The following is a 19,349-nucleotide window of genomic DNA, read 5'->3' on the forward strand; positions in this document are numbered from 1 at the left end:
GCAAGCCCCTTGAAAAAACGTGCACAATGGGGGCGGACGGGAGGGCCCATGGTGACCCAGGCAGAAGCCCGCGGCCGGGATGCTCTCCGCGCCGCGCAGCTGTATTACATGCAAGATCTGACGATGGACGCCATCGCCCATGAGATGCGCGTCTCGCGCTCCTCGGTGTCGCGCCTGCTGCAGCACGCCCGCGACGTCGGGCTGGTGACGATCTCGATCAGCCCGCCCGACGACGCTCGCGGGCAGATGGCGCAGCGCATCGCCGACCGCTTCGGCATCGCCGCGCACGTGGTGCCCACGCCCGCACGCACGACGGAGGCCGATCGCCTCGAACGCACGGCCCTGACCGCCGCGCGCATCCTCACCGAGCGGGTCGAGTCCTCGATGACCGTGGGGATCGCGTGGGGGTCGACGCTCTCGGCGATCGCCCGTCACGTCCCCGCCAAGGACGTACACGACACCCACATCGTGCAGATGAACGGTGCCGCCAACGTCCGCACCAGCGGCATCCCATACGCGGGAGAGATCCTGTCGCGGTTCGGTACGGCCTGGTCGTCGTCCGTGCACCAATTCCCGGTTCCCGCGCTCTTCGACGATCCCCAGACGAAGCGTGCGATGTGGCGGGAGCGCTCGGTGCGTTCCGTCCTCGAGATCCAGGACCGCGTCGGGCTCTTCGTCTTCGGCCTGGGCTCGCCGCAGGCGGACGTGCCCTCGCACGTCTACAGCAGCGACTACTTCGACGAGCGCGATCGGGCGGTGATAGAGCGAGAGGGGGTCGTCGGCGACTGCGCGACGGTGTTCTACCGCGTCGACGGGTCGAGCGACATCCCGGAGCTGAACGCCCGTTCGAGCGGTCCCGACCTCGACACCGTCCGGCGCATCCCGCGGCGCTTCTGCGTCGTGTCGAGTCTGTCGAAGCTCGACGCCCTGCGCGGCGCCCTCGCCGCCGGCCTCGTCACCGAGCTCGTCGTGGAGGAGGCCCTCGCCCGCCGCCTGCTGAGCGTCACCCGCTGAGCGTCAGCGCTCGCCGAAGCCGTCTTCGATCAGAGCGCGCAGCTCGTCCAGCGCCGCCTGAGCCTCGGGGCCGGTCGCACTGACGCGGACGCGTGATCCCTGACGCACTCCCAGCGCCATCAGCGCCAACAGGCTGCGCGCCGAGATCTCTTCCGAGCCCGTGTCGAGATCGACGAGGCGCACGTCGGCGTCGTACCGCGACGCGGTCTTGACGAAGGTCGCGGCCGGGCGAGCGTGCAGGCCCGACGGGTTCGTGATCACCGCCTCGAAAGCCGCGCCTTGCGCGGTCCTCGCGGTTCCGGATGCCGCACCCGCACCGGCGCTGTCCGTGTCCGCCCCCAGCTGTCGGCGCTTCGCGTCGCCCGCCGTCGCGCATTCCGTCGCGACCGCGTCGAGTCCTGCTCCGCCCGCGGCGGTCACGACCGCCGCCACGAGACCCTCGACGAACGGTGCGGCGCTGAGGCGGACGCGCTCCGGTGCGGCGACGAACTCCAGAGCCGTCTCGGCGCTGAGGATCGCGGAACCGAGGTCCATCAGAACGAGCACCCCCTCGCCGCCGTCTGCCTCGTCGATCGCGGAAGCGATGGCCACGGCATCCGTCCCGAGGTCGCCGTCGGGCCCGCCCGCGGCGACGCGAACCGTCGGAGGGTTCTCCCCGCCCATCTGCAGGGCCAGTTCGACCGCGGCGTCGGCCAGGGCGCGAGAGTGCGAGACGACGACGAGGCCGATCACGCGCCGCCCGCCAGTGTGTCGCGCAGGGCCTCGAGCAGGAGCGTCGCCGAGGTGGCACCCGGGTCGAGGTGCCCGGCACTGCGCTCGCCAAGATAGCTCGCGCGGCCCTTTCGCGCGACGAGCGGCTCGGTCGCGTCGCGGCCTCGGGCGGCGGCCTCGGCTGCCGCCCGCGCGGCTCCGGCAGGGTCGGCGCCGTCGGTGACGGCCGTATCCCACGCGTCGAGCGCGGGGGCCAGGGCGTCGATCATCGTCTTGTCGCCGAGTTCCGCCCTGCCGCGAGCCACGACCCCGTCGACGCCGGCGCGGAGGGCGGCGCCCAGGGCCGCGGCATCAGCATCGTCCGACGTCAGGGCGGGACCCATCCGCAGGAAGAACGTGCCGTAGAGCGGGCCGCTCGCGCCGCCCACCGACGACACGAGCGTCATCCCGACGGTCTTGAAGAGCTCGGCAGGGGTCGCCGGTGCGGGGTCGAGCTTGGCCACCACGGCGTCGAGCCCCCGCGCCATGTTCGAACCGTGATCGGCGTCACCGATCTCGGAGTCCAGGCGCGTGAGCTCGTCCTTGTGCTGTTGGACGGCGTCGCGGAACGCATGGATCCAGGCGACGAGATCGTCGGTCGAGACGGCGCCGCTCATGCGCCCCACCGCAGACCCGGGGTCACGACCGGGGCATCCCAAAGGCGCAGCATCTCTTCGTCCGCCTTGACGACCGTCAGTGACGCGCCCGCCATGTCGAGGCTCGTGATGTAGTCGCCGATGAGGACGCGCTGCGCGTCGATCCCCGCCTCCGCGAGCAACGGCGCGATCTCGCCGTAGAGCAGGTACTGCTCGATCAGCGGCGTCCCGCCGAGGCCGGACAGGAGGACGATCGCCGGCCCCACCGGGTCACCGAAGTCGTGGACGATCGGGTCGACCATGAGCTTTGCGATCTCGTGAGCGGATGCCAGCTTCACGCGCGAGCGACCGGGTTCGCCGTGGATGCCGACGCCGACCTCCATCTCGTCGTCGGGCAGCTCGAAAGTGGGGCGGCCCGCCGCGGGGACCGTGCAGCTGGTCAGCGCCACTCCCATCGAGCGGCCGGCCGCGGACACGCGACGAGCGAGCTCGGCGACGGCGGCGAGGTCGGCTCCCTCTTCGGCCAGGGCGCCGACGATCTTCTCGAGGATGACCGTGGTGCCGGTGCCACGGCGGCCCGCGGTCCACGTCGAATCCTGGACCGCGACGTCGTCAGCCACGACGACCGCCTCGACCTGCACACCCTCGGCCGCCGCCAGCTCGGCCGCCATCTCGAAGTTCAAAACGTCGCCGGTGTAGTTCTTCACAATGTGCAGCACACCCGCACCCGAGTCGACGGCCTGCGTCGCGGCGAGCACCTGATCCGGGGTGGGGGAGGTGAAGACCTCGCCCGCCGCCGCCGCGTCGAGCATTCCGCGTCCGACGAAGCCTCCGTGCAGTGGCTCGTGGCCCGAGCCTCCACCCGAGACGAGGGCGACCTTGCCGGCGCGGGTCGGCTCCGCCCGCAGGATCACGCGATTCTCCGCGTCGACGCGGAGCTCGGGGTAAGCGGCTTCGATGCCGCGCAGGGCCTCGGCCAGCACGTCGGCCGGGTCGTTGACGAATTTCTTCACGGTGCCTCCTCGTCGTGGCGGTGACGGTTCGGGGCCGTCACTCCCGACCCTGCTCGCCCCGCGTCGCCGCGTCAAGCAGCAAGTCGAGGAGGAGAGCGTCAGAGGCGCTCGTGCGGGAGCACCTGCTTGATGCGCTCGAGGGGATTCTGCGCGGGGGCCTCGTTGTACGCGTTCGCCAGCTCCTGCTCGCTGAGGGCGTGGATCGCGGCCATGATCTCGTCGGTCGCGCCGCGACGCGCCCGGCCCGAGGTGGCGGGTCCGTGGGGGGAGAGGTCGATGGGCTCGCCGAAACGGACCGTGATGCGCTCTTTCGTCGTCGGGATCTTCGCTCCGACCGGCATGACCTTGTCCGTGCCGATGAGGCCGACCGGGACGACCGGAGCGCCCGTCTGCAGGGCCAGGAAGGCGACTCCGGTGCGTCCTTTGTAGAGGCGGCCGTCGAGGGAACGTGTGCCCTCGGGGTAGAGCGCGACCGCGCGACCGTCCTCGAGCAGCGCGCGCTGCTGCTCGAGGGCGTCGAGGGCTTTCTGACCGGCGCCGCGTTCGACGGGGATCGCGCCGATCGCGGTGAAGAACTGCCGCGAGGCCCATTTCTCGAAGTACGCCGACTTCGCCATGAAGTGAACGGGGCGAGGAGCCGCGACGGGGATCGCGATGGAGTCGATGAACGACAGGTGGTTGCTCGCAAAGATGACGGGGCCCGTGCGCGGGACGTTCTCGCGTCCTTCGACGCGCGGGCGGTACACGGCGCGGGCGAGGGGGGCGATGAGCGAACGCCCGAGGACGTACGTCGCACCCATCTGCTGCGGCACGGCGGCGGGGGTCTCGGCGGGCACGTCGGAACTCACCCGTCGAGATTACTCGCCGCCGCATGCCGGGTCGCGCATGGGGACTCCCAGCCGCGCCTAAGACGGATGCGCGAGGATGGGGGTTCCCTGTCTTCTCTCGAGAGGTTCTCCGTGCGCTTCCGCCCGATCGCTTCCCTGTCCGTCGCCGCCGTCGCGGTGCTGCTTCTGGCCGGGTGCGCCGGTTCGTCCGATGACAGCCAGACGCCGGACGCCAGTGCGAGCCCCGACGCCGGACAGTGCCAGACGCCGTTCACGGGCGACGTTCCCGCGGGCCTCGAGGTGTCCGGCGACTTCAAGGGCGAGGTCACGGTGACCCGGCCCGACGGATTCGCGCCGAGCGCGATCCAGCGCAGCACTCTCATCGAGGGCACCGGCGACGAGGTGAAGGCCGGCGATCTCGTCAAGGCGAACTACACCGTGATCGACGCGTCGACGGGTGAGGTCGCGCTCGACTCGCTCAAGAGCGACCCCTCGGGCATGGACATGATCGTCAACGCCCAGCAGATCTTCGGTGCCGCGGTGTCGTGCGTGCCGATCGGCTCGCGCACCGTTTCGACGTTCCCCGCGGGAACGCTCGGCGAGGGCTCGCCGGCCTACATCCTCGTCGCCGACTCGATCTCCGAGCTGCCCACGCGTGCCGAGGGCACCGAGGTGGCGCCCGTCGAGGGCATGCCGACCGTGACCTTCGCCGACAACGGTGCTCCGACGATCACCGTGCCGACCACCCCCGCCCCCACAGAGACGCGCATCGAGAACCTCCGCCAGGGGACGGGTGACGTCGTGAACCCCGGCGACACCGTGATCGTTCAGTACACCGGCGTCCTCTACGACGGCGGCACCGTGTTCGATTCGAGCTGGGACAAGGGCGCGCCGACGCAGTTCGCGACGACCGACGTCGTTCCGGGCTTCAAGCAGGCGCTCGAGGGGCAGACGGTCGGCTCGCAGGTCGTCGCCGTGATCCCTCCCGCCGACGGCTACGGCGACCAGGCCAAGGGCTCCATCCCGGCCAACTCGACCCTCGTCTTCGTCGTCGACATCCTCGGCGTCCAGCACGCGACTCCCGCCGCTCAGTAGGCTGACGGGATGCGCCGCGTCCTCCTCCTCGGTTCCACCGGTTCGATCGGCACGCAGGCGCTCGACGTCATTCGCGCGAACGCGGATCGCTTCGAGGTCGTCGGCCTCGCCGCCGGTTCCGACCGTGCGGGGGTCGAGGCGCAAGCCCGCGAGTTCGGCGTCGACCACATCGCCATGGGCGCCGCCGAGGCCGAGCAGCTCGTCCGCGATGTCGAGGCCGACGTGGTCGTCAACGGCATCACGGGCTCGGTGGGGCTCGGCCCCACGATCGCGGCCCTCGAATCCGGACGCACCCTTGCGCTGGCCAACAAGGAGTCGCTGATCGTCGGTGGCGACCTCGTCACCGCGCTCGCCGCCCCGGGTCAGATCGTGCCGGTCGACTCCGAGCACTCGGCGATCGCGCAGGCGCTGCGATCCGGAGAGGCGAACGAGGTACGAAGGCTGGTGCTCACGGCATCCGGAGGCCCCTTCCGCGGGCGTTCGCGCGAGCAGTTGCGGGGCGTCACGCCCGCCGAGGCGCTCGCGCACCCGACGTGGGACATGGGCCGCGTCGTGACGACGAATTCGGCGACGCTGGTCAACAAGGGTCTCGAGGTCATCGAGGCTCACCTGCTCTTCGACGTGCCGTACGACCGCATCGACGTCACCGTCCATCCGCAGTCGATCGTGCACTCGATGGTCGAGTTCATCGACGGATCGACGATCGCGCAGGCCTCGCCGCCCGACATGCGCCTGCCGATCTCCCTCGGCCTCGACTGGCCGCGCCGCGTGGCCGGCGTCGGGGCGCCGCTCGACTGGACGACCGCGAGCCAGTGGACCTTCGAGCCGCTCGACGAGGAGGCCTTCGGGTCCGTCGCGCTCGCGAAGAAGGTCGGGCGCGCGGGAGCGACGTATCCCGCCGTCTTCAACGCCGCGAACGAGCAGGCCGTCGATGCGTTCCACGAGGGGCGTCTGAGCTTCCTCGGCATCCTCGAGATCATCGAAGAGGTCGTCGACCGTCACGAGGCACCCGCGACGCTCACGCGCGAATCGCTTGCCGACGCCGAGGCCTGGGCTCGTCGGACGGCGGATGCCGTGATCGCGGCGCGCTGACCGCTTCGAGCCGCATGCGGGGGTCCCTGAGCCTGTCGACGGGACCGGGCTGACGCGGCTTCTGGTGGGTTCGACGGGCTCAGCCACCTCGCGTCGGGTGGCTGAGGCGTGACGCGGCGCTGCCGCCTCAGGCGGGGAAGTCGACGGGGCGCTCGGGGTCGGACGACGGGGTCTCGTCGAGCGGGTACGGCACCGGCCACTGCGGGTCGGGAACCGCCCAGCCCGCCGCGCGCAGGGCACGCCGTGACAGCTCACGGGCAGAGTACGGGGTGCGTACGCCCCGGATGTCGCGGTAGTCCTGGTGTCCGGGGCCGGCCCACAGGATCGCGTCGCCCTCGCTCACGAGCTTCACGGCCTCGAGGATCGCGCGCTCGGGCGGGGTGAACTCGAGGATCTCGGCGTCGGGCCGCGCGCGGCGCGCACCCTCGATCAGGACCTCGCGGATGGTGTCCGGATTCTCGCGCCGAGGGTGGTGGTCGGTGACGACGAGGATGTCGCTGCCGAGCACAGCCGTGCGCCCCATGTCGTGGCGCTTGGTGGCGTCGCGGTCGCCGTCGGCGCCGAAGAGCATGACGACCTTGCCGGGGGTCACCCGGCGGACCGCCGCAAGGGTCTTCTCGAACGCGTCGGGGGAGTGACCGAAGTCGACGTACACCGCCGGGCCCTCGGGGCCGGAGACCAGCTGGGTCCGCCCGGGGAGGGAGGCGTCGATGCGGCCGCCGTCGAGAGCATCGACGAGACGTTCCCACGCGTAGCCGGTCTCGAGCAGCATCACGATCGCGAGACCGGCGTTGGCGGCCATGTGCCGGCCGATCACCGGAACCACCGTGGTGAGCGTCCGGCCATCGCGCGCGCGCAGGGTGAACTCCGTGCCCTCCTGGCGCTCGTCGACGATCTCGACCGTCCAATCGGCCTCGGCCGTCGCATCCGCCGCGATGGCCGGGGTGACGATGGTGACCACGGGAATCTCGGCGCGGGCCGCGATCTCGGCGCCGGCCGGGGAATCGAGGCAGACGACGCCGCGGCGCGCGCGGTCGGCCCGGAAGAGCGGCAGCTTCGCCTCGAAGTACTCGCGCATGTCGGCGTAGTCGTCGAGGTGGTCGTGCGTGAGGTTGGTGAAACCCGCGACGTCGAACACGAGTCCGTCGACGCGGTGCCGCGTGAGCGCCTGCGCGCTCACCTCGACGGCGACCGCTTCGACGCCGCGTTCGCGCATGAGGGCGAGAAGGGCGTGGAACTCGGATGCCTCGGGCGTAGTGAGCCGCGACACGATGACCTCGCCCGCGATGTGGCGCTCCGCCGTCGAGGAGAGGCCCGTGACCACCCCGAGCTGGCCGAGGATCCCCTCGAGCAGGTGAGACACGCTCGTCTTGCCGTTGGTGCCGGTCGTGGCCAACAGCTGCGGGAGTTCGTCGTCAGGGCCGGTGCCGTACACCCACGCGGACAGGTCGCCCAGGAGCGCACGGGGATCGTCGACGACGACGATCGGAAGACCCGTGGGGCCGGCGATATCGGCACCGTCGGCATCGGTGATGACGGCGACCGCTCCGCGCTCGGCGGCGGTCGCGGCGAACTCCGCCCCGTGCCGGTTCACGCCGCGGATCGCGACGAAGGCCTCGCCCGCGCGCAGATCGGCCGTGGCGAGCGTGATGCCCGTGAGGGTCGTCGCCTCGACCTCCCCGACGCTGCGCACGCCGAATCGGCGGGCGAGCTCGGCGAGGTCGCGCTGGGGCGGACGCTCGGGCCGGAGCACGGGCGGGAGGTTCGGGGCAGCGTCGGTCGGCATCGGGTCCATTGTCTCATCCGGTCTCGCACAGACAGGGCATCGCCGCCGCACGGGCGCTTCAAAGGAGCGCGGCGGTATCGTCGGCGGGTGACTGTCATCGCGTTCCTCATCGGCGTCCTCGTGCTCGTGGTGGGACTGGCCGTCTCGATCGCGCTGCACGAGATGGGTCACCTTCTGCCGGCGAAGATCTTCGGCGTCCGGGTCGGGCAGTACATGATCGGCTTCGGGCCGACGCTGTGGTCGCGCCGGATCGGCGAGACCGAGTACGGGTTCAAGGCTCTGCCCCTCGGCGGCTTCATCTCGATGGCAGGCATGTATCCGCCCGCTCCCGAGGGTGAGGAGCCGTCGAAACGGCGGTCGCGGTTCTTCGCCACGATGGTGCAGGACGCCCGGGATGCCAACGCCGAGACGCTCATCGGGGGCGACGATCGCGCCTTCTACCGGCTGCCCGTGTGGAAGCGCATCATCATCATGCTCGGCGGGCCCGCGATGAACCTCGTCCTCGCGGTCGTGCTGTTCACGATCGCGCTGAGCGGCATCGGCATCCAACAGGGGACGACGACCGTCGCCTCCGTCTCGGAGTGCGTGATCCCGGCGAGCCAGCAGCGGCAGGACTGCGAACCGTCCGACCCGGTCGCCCCCGCCAAGGCGGCGGGCATGCAGCCGGGCGACAGAATGATTTCGATCGCCGGCACCCCCGTCTCGAACTTCAACGAGGCGGCGGCGATCATCCAGGCGTCTCCCGGCAAGCCCCTGTCGATGGTCATCGAGCGAGACGGCGCGGAGCAGACCATACAGTTCACCCCGCAGTCGACCGACCGGGCGGTGACGAACGCGCAGGGCCAGCCGGTGACCGATGCCTCCGGCGCCCCCGAGTACGAGACGATCGGGTTCGCCGGCCTCAGCCCGCAGATCGCGTTCGAGCCGCAGCCGATCTGGACCGGAGTCGAGGCGACGGGTCAGTACATCGGACAGGTCGCGACGATCATGTCGCAGCTGCCGGTGCGCGTCTACGATGTCGCCGTCGACACGATCACGGGTCAGCCGCGAGACGCCGACAGCCCGATGAGTGTCATCGGCGCCGGCCGGATGGCGGGCGAGATCGCCGCGGTGAACGCTCCGATCCTCGAACGCGTGCAGCAGATCGTCCTGCTCCTCGGCGGACTGAACATCGCCCTCTTCGCGTTCAACTTGATCCCGCTGCTGCCCCTGGACGGCGGACACGTCGTCGTGGCGCTCTGGGACGGACTGAAGAAACTCATCGCGCGCGCTCGCGGCCGTGTCGCCAAGCCCGTGGACGCCACGCGTCTCGTGCCCGTGACCTTCGTCGTCGTGATCCTGCTGGTGGGCGTGGGCAGCGTGCTGTTTCTCGCGGACATCTTCAATCCGGTGAAGCTGCTGTAACGCCATCTGGTCCCGGTGGCTCCGACGGGCTCAGCCACCTGTGCCGGCGAGGGCCGGCGGCCGGGTGGTCCCTGAGCCCGTCGAAGGGACCGCGTCAGAGGACGTGGGCGATCAACCGCTCCAGCGTCCGCATGCCGTCGCGCGACAGGATCGATTCGAGGTGCCCCTGCACGCTCGCGTAGCCGGGTCCCCGCAGGGCGTAGACGTCGCCGGTCTCGGCATCCGCCGCCACATCGGTGACGATCTCGGTCGTGACCGAGCCCTGGCCGACGGTCATGCCGCGCTGGGTGTCACCGGGTGCGACGCGCGCCGTGAACGTGTTGTAGAAGCCGATCGAGGCGGGCTCGCCGAACACGTCGACGGTCTTCTGCAGGCCCTGGTGCGGCTGGGCCAGCGGCCGCAGGTCGATCCCGAGCGAGTCGGCGAGGATCTGGTGGCTCAGGCACACCGCGAGCAGCGGCGCGCCGGCCGCGCGTCGGCGGCCGACGACGTGGCGCATCGCCGCCATCCGCGGGCTGTCGTCGCGCGGGTCGCCGGGGCCCGGGCCCGAGACGACGAGGTCGGCCGCGTCGAGATCGGCGTCGGTCACCTCGGACCAGTGCACGATCCGGGTCTCGAGGCCGAGGTGGCGCAGCTGGTGCGCGAGCATCGTGGTGAAGCGGTCCTCGGCATCCACGACGAGAGCCGTGCGTCCCGCGAACGGACCCGAGCCGTCGGGATCCTGCGGGTTCATCCAGAACGGCGCGAGACGGTCGTTTCGGGATGCCAGCAGCTCGGCGATCGCGGGATCCTCGGCCAGCGGGCGACGCTCGGACACGGGCGCGTCGGGGTCGGCGTCGGCGGGCGCAGCGGGGACATCGCGCGGGATCGCGCCGATCGCCCCGAGGACGCCCGCAGCCTTGCCGTGGGTCTCGCCCACCTCGCCGTCCGGATCGGAGTGGCGGACGAGCGTGGCTCCCACGGGGACTCGGAGGCGGCCGTCGACCAGGTACGCCGTGCGGATGAGGATCGGCGCGTCGAGATCGTGCGTCGGGCCCTCGGTCGCACCGTTCGGGGTGAACAGCGCCGCGACGCCCGAGTAGTAGCCGCGCGGCGTCGTCTCGTGCCGGGCGATGACGGTGCAGGCGTTCTGCATGGGGGAGCCGGTGACGGTGGGGGCGAACATCGTCTCGCGCAGGATGTCGCGCGGGTCGAGATCGCTGCGACCGCGCAGCATGTACTCGGTGTGGGTCAGGCGGGACATTACCTTGAGGTGAGGGCCGGTGATGCGACCGCCGTCACTGCAGACGGCGCTCATCATCTTCAGCTCCTCGTCGACGACCATGAAGAGCTCCTCGGTCTCTTTGGTCGAGCGGAGGAACTCGGCGAGCGTCTCGGCCGTCGCGCCGCCCGCGGGGTGACGGAAGGTGCCCGAGATGGGGTTCATCGTCACGATGCCCGCCTTGGCGCTCACGTGCGCCTCGGGGCTCGCGCCGACCGCGATGTGCCCCTCGGTCACCACCGCGAAGGTCCAGTACGCGCCCTTCTCGTGCTCGAGCAGAGCGCGGAACCACGTCAGCGCCGCGACGCGCGGGTCGACGTCGACTCCGGCGACGAAGTCGCGGCGGATGACGAAGTTCGCGCCCTCGCCCCGGCCGATCTCGTCGGCGATCACCCGCCGCACGATGTCGGCGTACTCCTCGTCGGCGATGTCGAAGCCCGCGTCCGCGAGCGGGATGGGGGAGGAGGGGAGGGATGCCACGGTCTCGGCGCGATCGAGCGAGACGCGCTCGTCCACGACGAGGCACCGCAGCGGCGCCCCGTCGTCGTGGCAGACGAACCCACGCTCGCGCACCTGCCGGAACGGCACGAGCGCGAGGACTTCGCGCGCGGTGCCGGTGGCATCCGTCAGGGGGATGTCGCGCAGCAGCTCGACGTCGACGACGTCACCGGTGAGGACCTCGACGGTCGTGCCGTCGCGCGCGATCAGGGCGAACGGGGCGGTGCCGCTGAGGAGGTCGTGGATCAGGGAAGAGGGGTCGGGCCCGGTCATCGAAGTACTTCCGTCTGTGATCGAGGGTCCGGAACGGCCGCCGGAAAACACGAAGACCGCCCCGATCCCGAGGGAGGGCGGTCTGTCGCACGCGTGCTCACCGCCTAGACGGTGGGCCACCAGGATGTGTACGCGCGCATGGCGCCGAACTTATCACAGGGCGACCCTCAGCCCCTGTCAGGGTGCGGAAGCGTAGGCTTGTGGACGTGCCTGCAGTGAACATCGGGATGCCCCGCGTGCCGGAGGTCCTCGCGCCTCGTCGCAAGACCCGTCAGATCAAGGTCGGCAAGGTGCTCGTCGGCGGTGACGCCCCCGTGAGCGTCCAGTCGATGACGACGACCCCCACGACGAACATCAACGCCACTCTCCAGCAGATCGCGGAGCTCACGGCATCCGGCTGCGAGATCGTGCGCGTGGCGGTCCCGTCGCAGGACGACGCGGATGTGCTGCACATCATCGCGAAGAAGAGCCAGATCCCGGTCATCGCCGACATCCACTTCCAGCCGAAGTACGTCTTCCAGGCGATCGACGCCGGGTGCGGCGCGGTGCGCGTGAACCCGGGCAACATCCGAAAGTTCGACGACCAGGTCGGTGCGATCGCCGCGGCCGCGAAGGCGGCGGGCGTGTCGCTGCGCATCGGCGTGAACGCCGGATCGCTCGACCGTCGTCTACTCGAGAAATACGGCAAGGCCACCCCCGAGGCGCTCGTGGAGAGCGCCGTGTGGGAGGCGTCGCTGTTCGAAGAGCACGACTTCCACGACTTCAAGATCTCGGTCAAGCACAACGACCCGATCGTCATGGTGAAGGCCTACCGCCTTCTCGCCGAGCGGGGCGACTGGCCCCTGCACCTCGGCGTGACCGAGGCCGGACCCGCGTTCCAGGGCACGATCAAGAGCGCGACGGCGTTCGGCATCCTGCTCTCCGAGGGCATCGGCGACACGATCCGCGTGTCGCTCTCGGCCCCTCCGGCCGAAGAGGTCAAGGTCGGCCACCAGATCCTGCAGTCGCTGAACCTCCGCGAGCGCAAGCTCGAGATCGTCTCGTGCCCCTCGTGCGGTCGCGCGCAGGTCGACGTCTACACGCTCGCGGACGACGTCACCGAGGGCCTGAAGGACATGACGGTGCCGCTGCGCGTGGCCGTCATGGGCTGCGTCGTCAACGGTCCCGGCGAGGCGCGCGACGCCGACCTCGGTGTGGCTTCGGGCAACGGCAAGGGCCAGATCTTCGTCAAGGGCGAGGTCATCAAGACCGTTCCCGAGGCCGAGATCGTCCGCACGCTCATCGAAGAGGCGAACCGCCTCGCCGACGAGATGGGTCCCGACGCGGCTCCCGGTACGGCGCAGGTCATCACGGTCTGACCGACGCATCGCGTGGTCCGCGCAGGAGGGGTCCGCGCGCGAGCGATTGGACCACTGCCGTTCCGATAGCGTCGGAAGTCGTATGACCGCTTCCGCCGCCGCTCCCGCATCCCCCGGACCCGACGCGTCCGCGATCCGCCCGATCGTCGCCGGTGTCGTCACCGCGCTCGTCGGGTTCACGAGCACGTTCGCCGTCGTCCTCACCGGCCTCCGGGCCGTCGGCGCGAGCGACGACCAGGCCGCCAGCGGACTCCTCGCCCTGTGTCTCGCCATCGCGGTGGGATGCCTGTTCGTCGGCGCGCGCTACCGGATGCCGATCACGATCGCGTGGTCCACCCCCGGCGTCGCGCTGCTCGCCGCCACCGGCGCTGTGGACGGCGGCTGGCCGGCGGTCGTCGGCGGGTTCTTGGTCTCGGCGGTTCTCATGCTGCTCGCCGGGTTCTTCCCTCCGCTCGGCGCACTCATCGCCCGCATCCCGCCGTCGATCGCCCAGGCGATGCTGGCGGGAGTGCTGTTGCCGCTGTGCGTGGCGCCGTTCACCGGCGTGCTCTCGGATCCGTGGGGCGTCGCGCCGGTGCTCGTCGTGTGGCTCGTCGCCGCGCGGCTGCTGCCGCGCTGGGCCGTGCCTCTGGCGTTCGCGGCCGCCACTGTCGTGATCGTGATCGGGATCGTCCGGTCGGGCGCGCAGGTGGACCCGGCGACCCTGGTTCCCCGCGTCGAGTTCGTGCTCCCCACCCTCACGTTCGGCTCGGTGGTCGGCATCGGCATCCCGCTGTTCGTGGTGACCATGGCGTCGCAGAACGTGCCCGGGGTCGCCGTGATGCGGAGCCTCGGGTACACCGTCCCGTGGCGCCCGGCGATGATCGTCACCGGCCTCGGCTCGGCCGTGGCCGCGACCGCCGGCGGCCACGCCGTCAACCTGGGAGCCATCAGCGCCGCCATCGCGGCAGGACCCGACTCGCATCCCGATCCCGACCGCCGGTGGCTCGCGAGCATCTCGGTCGGCTGCTCGTACTTCGTCCTCGCGGCGCTGTCTTCCGCGTTCGCCGCTCTGGTTCTCCTGGCACCCGCTGGCGTCATCCCTGCCGTCGCGGGGGTCGCGCTGTTCGCGGCGTTCGGTTCCGCGATCCAGCAGGCGATCGATGACCCCGGCGAGCGGATGCCGGCGGTCGTGACGTTCCTCGTCGCGGCGTCCGGCATCGCGATCGCCGGGGTCAGCGCGGCCTTCTGGGCACTGCTGGCCGGGCTCGTGGTGCGGGCCGTGCTGCACGTGGGGCGGCGACGCGCGGTCTGAGCGCCGCTCAGTGGAGTGTGCCGCCCGGGAGCGCCGCGTCTGTCGGAGCGTCGACCGCGATGCGGAGGGCCACCTCGAGCCCGCGGACGATGTCGCCGAGGGGCAATGAGTCCACTCTGTCGGGGGCGTTCTCTGCTGCGTAGGGGACGTGGAGGAACCCCGCCCGGATGCCGTCGGCGTCAGCCGTCTCATGCAGTGCCGTGAACATCACCTGGTTACAGACGAACGTGCCCGCCGAGTGGGAGAGGGATGCCGGGATGCCGGCCGCGGCGATCGCCGCGGTCATCGCCTTCACGGGCAGCGTAGTGAAGTAGGCGGCCGGGGCACCCTCGACGATCGGCCGGTCGAGGGGCTGCTGACCCGCGTTGTCGGGGATCCGCGCATCGGCCAGGTTGATGGCGACGCGCTCCGGCGTGAGGCCCCTGCGGCCGCCGGCCAGACCGACCGCCAGCACGACGTCGGGGGAGTGCGCCCGGATGAGCGCAGCGAGACGGGCGGAGGCCTCCGCGAACACGACCGGCAGCACCTCGGCCACGAGCGTTCCCGGACCCGACCACCGTTCCGCGACGAGGCGCACGGCGTCGCCCGAGGGATTGGTCGCGTCACCGGCGAAGGGCTCGAAGCCCGTCAGGAGGATCGTCGTCACTGTCCGGTCCTCCACTCCAGGTGGAATTCCGCGCGGATGCGCTCGCGCGCGGAAGCGTACTCCGGCAGGGCGTCGAAGAACGAGAATTTCCGCGCGACGACGGAGTCGGTGGCATCCACGTCCGGCTCCACCACGTACGCGGCGAACGTCTCCGCGAAGTCCTCGGAGACGTTGGTCGCCGCGTAGTCGCTCACGAAGTCCTCCTCGTGCGCCTCGTAGAAGTCCCACGCCGTGTCGGCGTCGACGTTGTCGCGTGCGGGGGCATCGGTGTAGCCGGCCCAGAACCGGTCGGCGAAGCGCTGGAGGTCGGAGTCGGGGAGGAGGCATCCCGATCCCGCCCATTCCGTGTCGCATCCGATCGCCGATGGGTCGGTGTCGTCCTCGCCGAGGCTCAGCATGTGCGCGTACTCGTGGATGAGCGTCACCAGCAGCAGATCACGATCCCCGTCGTAAGCGAGGTTGGCGGCGAAGACCCATTTCGTCGGGTCGTCGGCGGTCTCGACGTAGGCGAGCGTGTCGCTGTCGGGGTCGTCGCCGGTCTGGTACTCCGTGATCGTGGATGCCGCGAACTCCGGCGTGGTCACGCGGAGGAGTTCGCTCCAGACCCGGCTCGAGCGGCCGTCCGGCCGCGGGGTGAGGGTGCCGTCGGCCGCAACCGAGAAGACGTCTGTCGCCGCGAACTCGGGAAGGGCCTCGGCGTGTTCGCGCCCGAGTCCGCCGAGCGCATTTCCGACGCTCATTCCGGCGACGATCGCGACCCACGTCATCACGCCCACGAGGACGGCGACGGAGGCGCTCAGAAGAGCGATCCAGCGGGGACGCATGACCTCACCCTAGGGTGTGCGGCGGGGTCGGCGACCGTTGTCGTTTCGTTATCGAATCGGCCCGGCGGGCGGGAACCGATCGCCAACTCGCGGACACTACAGGGTGTGGATGACGACGACGCCGGGCTCTGGTCCCGGGTGCGCCAAGGCGACGAGCTCGCGCTCGCCGCGCTGTTCGACCGGCACGAGGCGCGGCTGTTCCGCCACGCCTGCCGATTGCTGACGCACAGAGAGGACGCGAAGGATGCCGTGACGGTGGCGTTCTTCGAACTGTGGCGCAAGCGTGCGTCGGTGCGTCTCGTCGACGGGTCGCCGTTGCCGTGGTTGTTGAACACCGTGGCGCACTCCGCGCGGAATCTGGAGCGGTCGGCGCGTCGATACCGCGCACTGCTGGATCGGGCCCCCGCCTCGTCGTCCTCCTCCGTCGAGCCGGAAGCCAGTGACGTGATGGCGGCGCTCAAGAGGTTGCCCGAGCGGGAGCAAGCGGTGGTGGTGCTGTCGGTTCTGGAGGGGTACGCCGAACGCGAGGTCGCTGAGGCGCTCGGCATCCCGGCGGGAACCGTGAAGTCGCGTCTGAATCGCGCGAAGGCGAAGATGCGCGGCGAACTCGCGCAGGAAGGAGCGCGGGCATGAACGATCAACTGACGCCCGAAGAGCGCGCGGTGATGCGCGCGCGCCTGGTCGGCGGAGCGCGCGACATCAAGCCCGTCGGTGCGCACCGCGGCGCGGTGATCGCCGGCTCGATCGCCGCGGCGCTGGTCATCGCGATCGCGGGAGGGGTGGCTGCCACGACCACGCTGAGCGCGCCCGAGATCGCCACGACGCCCTCTCCTGCACCGACCGAGTCCACGCCGACTCCGTCGCCCACGTCCACGCCGGAACCGATCGTGACGCCGACGCAGGCCGCCCCGACGACGCCTGTGCTCGCCTTCGGCGGGGACTGTTCTGCCGTGCTGAGCGAGAGCGCGGTCTCTGCCCTCGTCGGTGTTCCCATGGAGTTCTCGCCAGGACTACCCGTCTGGGATGCGACCTTCCTGGGAGGAGTGTCATGCCAATGGCGTGCACAGGACACGAGTCAGTGGCAAGCGTTGAACGTGACCGTGCTTCCGTGGTCGCTCGTCCCGGAGGCGGTTCGAGCGAGGGCCGGTGTCACGCCGTCGTGCGAGGGCGGCCCGTGTGACTACTCCCAGCGATTCGGCGATGCATGGGTCGTCGTGAACGCCGACGACGCCGACATCGCGGTCCGCGCGGCCGCCGAGATCGGTCCGCGTGCGGCCGCCTCACCGGGAACCGAGCGACAGCTCCCTTCCGGGGCCTGGAAACTCACCGATTGTCAGGAACAGCTCGCCGATGCTGTGTCGGGAGCCCTCGGTCGCGACGATCTCGGGCCGATCGGGACCGACAACGTTCCGATGGGGCAGGAGTGGGACGTCCTCACCGCGAGCGGGTTCGCCGACTGGTGTTCGTTCGCGCCCGTCACGTACGACGAAGTCACGCCGCCGGGGCTGCGGATCGGCATCGCCGCGGGTGCGCGGTTCGACGCGAGCGAGGTCGAGGCGTTCGGCGGGACACCCGTCGAGGTCGACGGCGCGCAGCAGGCCTGGGTGATCGAGGAACCGAGCCTCAAGGCTCTGCGTCTCGTCGCGGACGCACCGGGCGGCCTGATCGACGTCACCGCGAGCAACCTGACGGAGGAGCAGGTGCGCACGGTCGCAGCCGCCGTGCTCGCCGCACTCGGGTGAGACGGCGCGCCGTAGACTCGATGATCGTGGTCACCCGTCTCTCGAACTACTTCCTCCGCACGCTCCGCGAAGACCCCTCGGATGCCGAGGTCACGAGCCACCGCCTGCTCGTGCGCGCCGGATACATCCGTCGCAACGCCCCGGGCATCTTCGCGTGGCTCCCTCTGGGTCTGAGAGTCAAGGCCAAGATCGAGACGGTCGTGCGCGAGGAGATGGCGAATGCGGGTGCCTTCGAGGTGCACTTCCCGGCGCTGCTGCCCCGTGAGCCCTATGAGGTCACGGGCCGCTGGGAGGAGTACGGCGACGCGCTGTTCCGCCTGCAGGACCGTAAGGGCGCCGACTACCTGCTCGCCCCCACGCACGAGGAGATGTTCACGCTCCTGGTGAAGGACCTGTACTCGTCGTACAAGGACCTGCCGCTGACGATCTACCAGATCCAGGACAAGTACCGCGACGAGGCGCGTCCTCGCGCTGGCCTCCTGCGCGGCCGCGAGTTCACGATGAAGGACGCGTACTCGTTCGACGCGACGGATGCCGGGCTGGACGCGTCGTACCAGGCGCAGCGCGACGCCTACGAGCGCATCTTCACGCGCCTCGGGCTCGAATACGTCATCGTCGCGGCCGACGCCGGCGCGATGGGTGGCTCGAAGTCGGAGGAGTTCCTGCACCCGACCCCCATCGGCGAGGACACCTTCGTGCGCTCGGCGGGCGGCTATGCCGCCAACGTCGAGGCGTTCACGACGGTGGTGCCCGAAGCTCTTCCCATCGAGGGGCAGCCGGAGGCCGTGATCTTCGACTCCCCGAACACCCCGACGATCGCGACCCTCGTCGATCACGCGAACGCTCACCTCGACGCCCCGGCGCCCGGCATCGCCGGCCCGGCCACGGCCGACGCCACCGCGTGGACCGCGGCGCACACGCTGAAGAACGTCGTCCTCGCCCTCACGCACCTCGACGGCACGCGCGAGCTCGTCGTGGTGGGCCTGCCCGGCGATCGCGATGTCGACGACAAGCGCGTCGAGGTGGCCTTCGCTCCCGCCGAGGTCGAGGCCGCGACCGAGGCCGACTTCGCGAAGAACCCGCTCCTGGTGAAGGGCTACATCGGCCCCTGGTCGCCCACGGGTCCCGTGCTGGGCGAGGAGTCGGCGACGAACATCCGCTACGTGCTCGACCCCCGCGTGGTCGACGGCACCGCGTGGATCACGGGCGCGAACATCGACCAGAAGCACGTGCACTCGCTCGTCGCCGGCCGCGACTTCGTCGGCGACGGTTTCGTCGAGGTCTCGACCGTGCGCGCGGGTGACCCGGCCCCCGACGGGTCGGGCCCGGTGGAGCTTGCACGCGGCATGGAGATCGGCCACGTCTTCCAGCTCGGCCGCAAGTACGCCGAAGCGCTGGGCCTCAAGGTGCTCGACGAGAACGGCAAGCTCGCGACCGTCACGATGGGCTCCTACGGCATCGGCGTCACGCGCATCCTTGCGATCATCGCCGAGCTGAACAACGACGACAAGGGCCTCATCTGGCCGGAATCGGTCGCGCCGTTCGACGTGCACGTCGTGGCGACGGGCCGTGACGCGGCGGCGTTCGAGCTCGCGGCATCCGTCTCCGACCAGCTCGAGGCGCAGGGGCTCGACGTGCTCTACGACGACCGCCCCAAGGTCTCGCCGGGTGTGAAGTTCGGCGACGCCGAGCTCGTCGGCATCCCGCGCATCCTCATCGTCGGACGTGGTGCCGCCGACGGCGAGGTCGAGTTGTGGGACCGCCGCACGGGCGAGCGCGAGACGCTCCCGGTCGCCGACGCCGTGGCGGCGCTCACGCGCTGACAGCCTGCCGAAACGGCATCCCTCCCGCACGGGTCAAGGGGTGCCGTTTCGCC

General features: G+C 70.7%; 17 protein-coding genes. 9 read left to right on the plus strand and 8 right to left on the minus strand.

Going from position 1 to position 19,349, the window contains the following annotated elements:
• Positions 1 to 48 precede the first annotated feature (48 nt).
• A complete protein-coding gene (locus ACMW4R_RS09025) occupies positions 49 to 1,014 on the plus strand; it encodes a sugar-binding transcriptional regulator (protein WP_058597034.1) in 966 nt (321 codons plus the stop codon).
• A gap of 3 nt (positions 1,015 to 1,017) precedes the next feature.
• On the opposite strand, the gene dhaM is transcribed toward ACMW4R_RS09025, so the two are convergent.
• From dhaM to ACMW4R_RS09045, 4 genes are all read right to left on the minus strand, one after another.
• Positions 1,018 to 1,746: a dihydroxyacetone kinase phosphoryl donor subunit DhaM gene (dhaM, locus tag ACMW4R_RS09030; RefSeq protein WP_058626247.1), complete on the minus strand. Its 729-nt coding sequence runs from the start codon at positions 1,744 to 1,746 to the stop codon at positions 1,018 to 1,020.
• Complete coding sequence (dhaL, locus tag ACMW4R_RS09035; protein WP_058614369.1) at positions 1,743 to 2,381, minus strand: dihydroxyacetone kinase subunit DhaL; 639 nt, start codon at positions 2,379 to 2,381, stop codon at positions 1,743 to 1,745. The genes dhaM and dhaL overlap by 4 nt, the downstream gene beginning before the upstream one ends.
• Positions 2,378 to 3,373, minus strand: coding sequence for a dihydroxyacetone kinase subunit DhaK (gene dhaK, locus ACMW4R_RS09040; RefSeq protein WP_363337413.1), 996 nt, complete (start codon positions 3,371 to 3,373; stop codon positions 2,378 to 2,380). The genes dhaL and dhaK overlap by 4 nt, the downstream gene beginning before the upstream one ends.
• 98 nt (positions 3,374 to 3,471) lie before the next feature.
• Positions 3,472 to 4,173: a lysophospholipid acyltransferase family protein gene (locus tag ACMW4R_RS09045; RefSeq protein ID WP_153001368.1), complete on the minus strand. Its 702-nt coding sequence runs from the start codon at positions 4,171 to 4,173 to the stop codon at positions 3,472 to 3,474.
• Positions 4,174 to 4,332: 159 nt separating this feature from the next.
• Between ACMW4R_RS09045 and ACMW4R_RS09050 the strand changes: the two genes are divergently transcribed.
• Positions 4,333 to 5,295, plus strand: coding sequence for an FKBP-type peptidyl-prolyl cis-trans isomerase (locus ACMW4R_RS09050; RefSeq protein WP_058597038.1), 963 nt, complete (start codon positions 4,333 to 4,335; stop codon positions 5,293 to 5,295).
• Positions 5,296 to 5,304: 9 nt separating this feature from the next.
• Positions 5,305 to 6,387 carry a 1-deoxy-D-xylulose-5-phosphate reductoisomerase gene (gene dxr, locus ACMW4R_RS09055; RefSeq protein ID WP_418299706.1) on the plus strand — a complete coding sequence of 361 codons (1,083 nt, stop codon included), beginning with the start codon at positions 5,305 to 5,307 and terminating at the stop codon, positions 6,385 to 6,387.
• 127 nt (positions 6,388 to 6,514) lie between these two features.
• On the opposite strand, the gene ACMW4R_RS09060 is transcribed toward dxr, so the two are convergent.
• Positions 6,515 to 8,173: a Mur ligase family protein gene (locus ACMW4R_RS09060; protein WP_418299707.1), complete on the minus strand. Its 1,659-nt coding sequence runs from the start codon at positions 8,171 to 8,173 to the stop codon at positions 6,515 to 6,517.
• An 87-nt stretch (positions 8,174 to 8,260) separates the two neighbouring features.
• Here ACMW4R_RS09060 and ACMW4R_RS09065 point away from each other — a divergent pair, with 87 nt between their 5' ends.
• On the plus strand, positions 8,261 to 9,577 hold the full coding sequence (locus ACMW4R_RS09065; RefSeq protein WP_418299708.1) for a M50 family metallopeptidase: 1,317 nt from the start codon (positions 8,261 to 8,263) through the stop codon (positions 9,575 to 9,577).
• A gap of 94 nt (positions 9,578 to 9,671) precedes the next feature.
• On the opposite strand, the gene ACMW4R_RS09070 is transcribed toward ACMW4R_RS09065, so the two are convergent.
• Positions 9,672 to 11,609, minus strand: a complete 1,938-nt coding sequence (locus ACMW4R_RS09070; protein WP_058614352.1) for an anthranilate synthase family protein — start codon at positions 11,607 to 11,609, stop codon at positions 9,672 to 9,674.
• 206 nt (positions 11,610 to 11,815) lie between these two features.
• On the opposite strand from ACMW4R_RS09070, the gene ispG reads away from it, so the two are divergent.
• Together ispG and ACMW4R_RS09080 are read left to right on the plus strand one after the other, a co-directional pair.
• Positions 11,816 to 12,967: a flavodoxin-dependent (E)-4-hydroxy-3-methylbut-2-enyl-diphosphate synthase gene (gene ispG, locus ACMW4R_RS09075; RefSeq protein ID WP_193751290.1), complete on the plus strand. Its 1,152-nt coding sequence runs from the start codon at positions 11,816 to 11,818 to the stop codon at positions 12,965 to 12,967.
• Between the two features lie 82 nt (positions 12,968 to 13,049).
• Positions 13,050 to 14,261 (plus strand): benzoate/H(+) symporter BenE family transporter, encoded by a 1,212-nt coding sequence (locus tag ACMW4R_RS09080; protein WP_418299709.1) that lies wholly within the window; start codon positions 13,050 to 13,052, stop codon positions 14,259 to 14,261.
• A gap of 7 nt (positions 14,262 to 14,268) precedes the next feature.
• Here ACMW4R_RS09080 and pcp read toward each other — a convergent pair whose 3' ends face one another.
• Both pcp and ACMW4R_RS09090 read right to left on the minus strand, forming a co-directional pair.
• Complete coding sequence (gene pcp, locus ACMW4R_RS09085; protein ID WP_193754801.1) at positions 14,269 to 14,907, minus strand: pyroglutamyl-peptidase I; 639 nt, start codon at positions 14,905 to 14,907, stop codon at positions 14,269 to 14,271.
• A complete protein-coding gene (locus ACMW4R_RS09090; protein WP_418299710.1) occupies positions 14,904 to 15,731 on the minus strand; it encodes an NADH:ubiquinone oxidoreductase subunit 4 (chain M) in 828 nt (275 codons plus the stop codon). The genes pcp and ACMW4R_RS09090 overlap by 4 nt, the downstream gene beginning before the upstream one ends.
• A gap of 105 nt (positions 15,732 to 15,836) precedes the next feature.
• Here ACMW4R_RS09090 and ACMW4R_RS09095 point away from each other — a divergent pair, with 105 nt between their 5' ends.
• The 3 genes from ACMW4R_RS09095 to ACMW4R_RS09105 are packed head-to-tail and all read left to right on the plus strand — an operon-like array spanning position 15,837 to position 19,296.
• The gene (locus tag ACMW4R_RS09095) at positions 15,837 to 16,364 is read left to right on the plus strand and encodes an RNA polymerase sigma factor (RefSeq protein WP_058614349.1); all 528 of its coding nucleotides are present in this window, start codon (positions 15,837 to 15,839) and stop codon (positions 16,362 to 16,364) included.
• Complete coding sequence (locus ACMW4R_RS09100) at positions 16,361 to 17,473, plus strand: hypothetical protein (protein WP_418299711.1); 1,113 nt, start codon at positions 16,361 to 16,363, stop codon at positions 17,471 to 17,473. The genes ACMW4R_RS09095 and ACMW4R_RS09100 overlap by 4 nt, the downstream gene beginning before the upstream one ends.
• Positions 17,474 to 17,499: 26 nt before the next feature.
• Entirely contained in the window at positions 17,500 to 19,296 is a 1,797-nt protein-coding gene (locus tag ACMW4R_RS09105) for a proline--tRNA ligase (protein WP_058614366.1), read from the plus strand.
• Positions 19,297 to 19,349 lie beyond the last annotated feature (53 nt).

The organism is Microbacterium sp. S1037 (assembly GCF_048381605.1).
GTDB lineage: Bacteria > Actinomycetota > Actinomycetes > Actinomycetales > Microbacteriaceae > Microbacterium > Microbacterium testaceum_B.

Coding starts and splice junctions, on each gene's coding strand:
- ACMW4R_RS09025 (WP_058597034.1), top strand. CDS start 49: ATGGTGACCCAGGCAGAAGCCCGCGGCCGGGATGCTCTCCGCGCCGCG.
- dhaL (WP_058614369.1), bottom strand. CDS start 2,381: ATGAGCGGCGCCGTCTCGACCGACGATCTCGTCGCCTGGATCCATGCG.
- ACMW4R_RS09045 (WP_153001368.1), bottom strand. CDS start 4,173: ATGGGTGCGACGTACGTCCTCGGGCGTTCGCTCATCGCCCCCCTCGCC.
- dxr (WP_418299706.1), top strand. CDS start 5,305: ATGCGCCGCGTCCTCCTCCTCGGTTCCACCGGTTCGATCGGCACGCAG.
- ACMW4R_RS09060 (WP_418299707.1), bottom strand. CDS start 8,173: ATGCCGACCGACGCTGCCCCGAACCTCCCGCCCGTGCTCCGGCCCGAG.
- ACMW4R_RS09070 (WP_058614352.1), bottom strand. CDS start 11,609: ATGACCGGGCCCGACCCCTCTTCCCTGATCCACGACCTCCTCAGCGGC.
- ACMW4R_RS09080 (WP_418299709.1), top strand. CDS start 13,050: ATGACCGCTTCCGCCGCCGCTCCCGCATCCCCCGGACCCGACGCGTCC.
- ACMW4R_RS09090 (WP_418299710.1), bottom strand. CDS start 15,731: ATGCGTCCCCGCTGGATCGCTCTTCTGAGCGCCTCCGTCGCCGTCCTC.
- ACMW4R_RS09100 (WP_418299711.1), top strand. CDS start 16,361: ATGAACGATCAACTGACGCCCGAAGAGCGCGCGGTGATGCGCGCGCGC.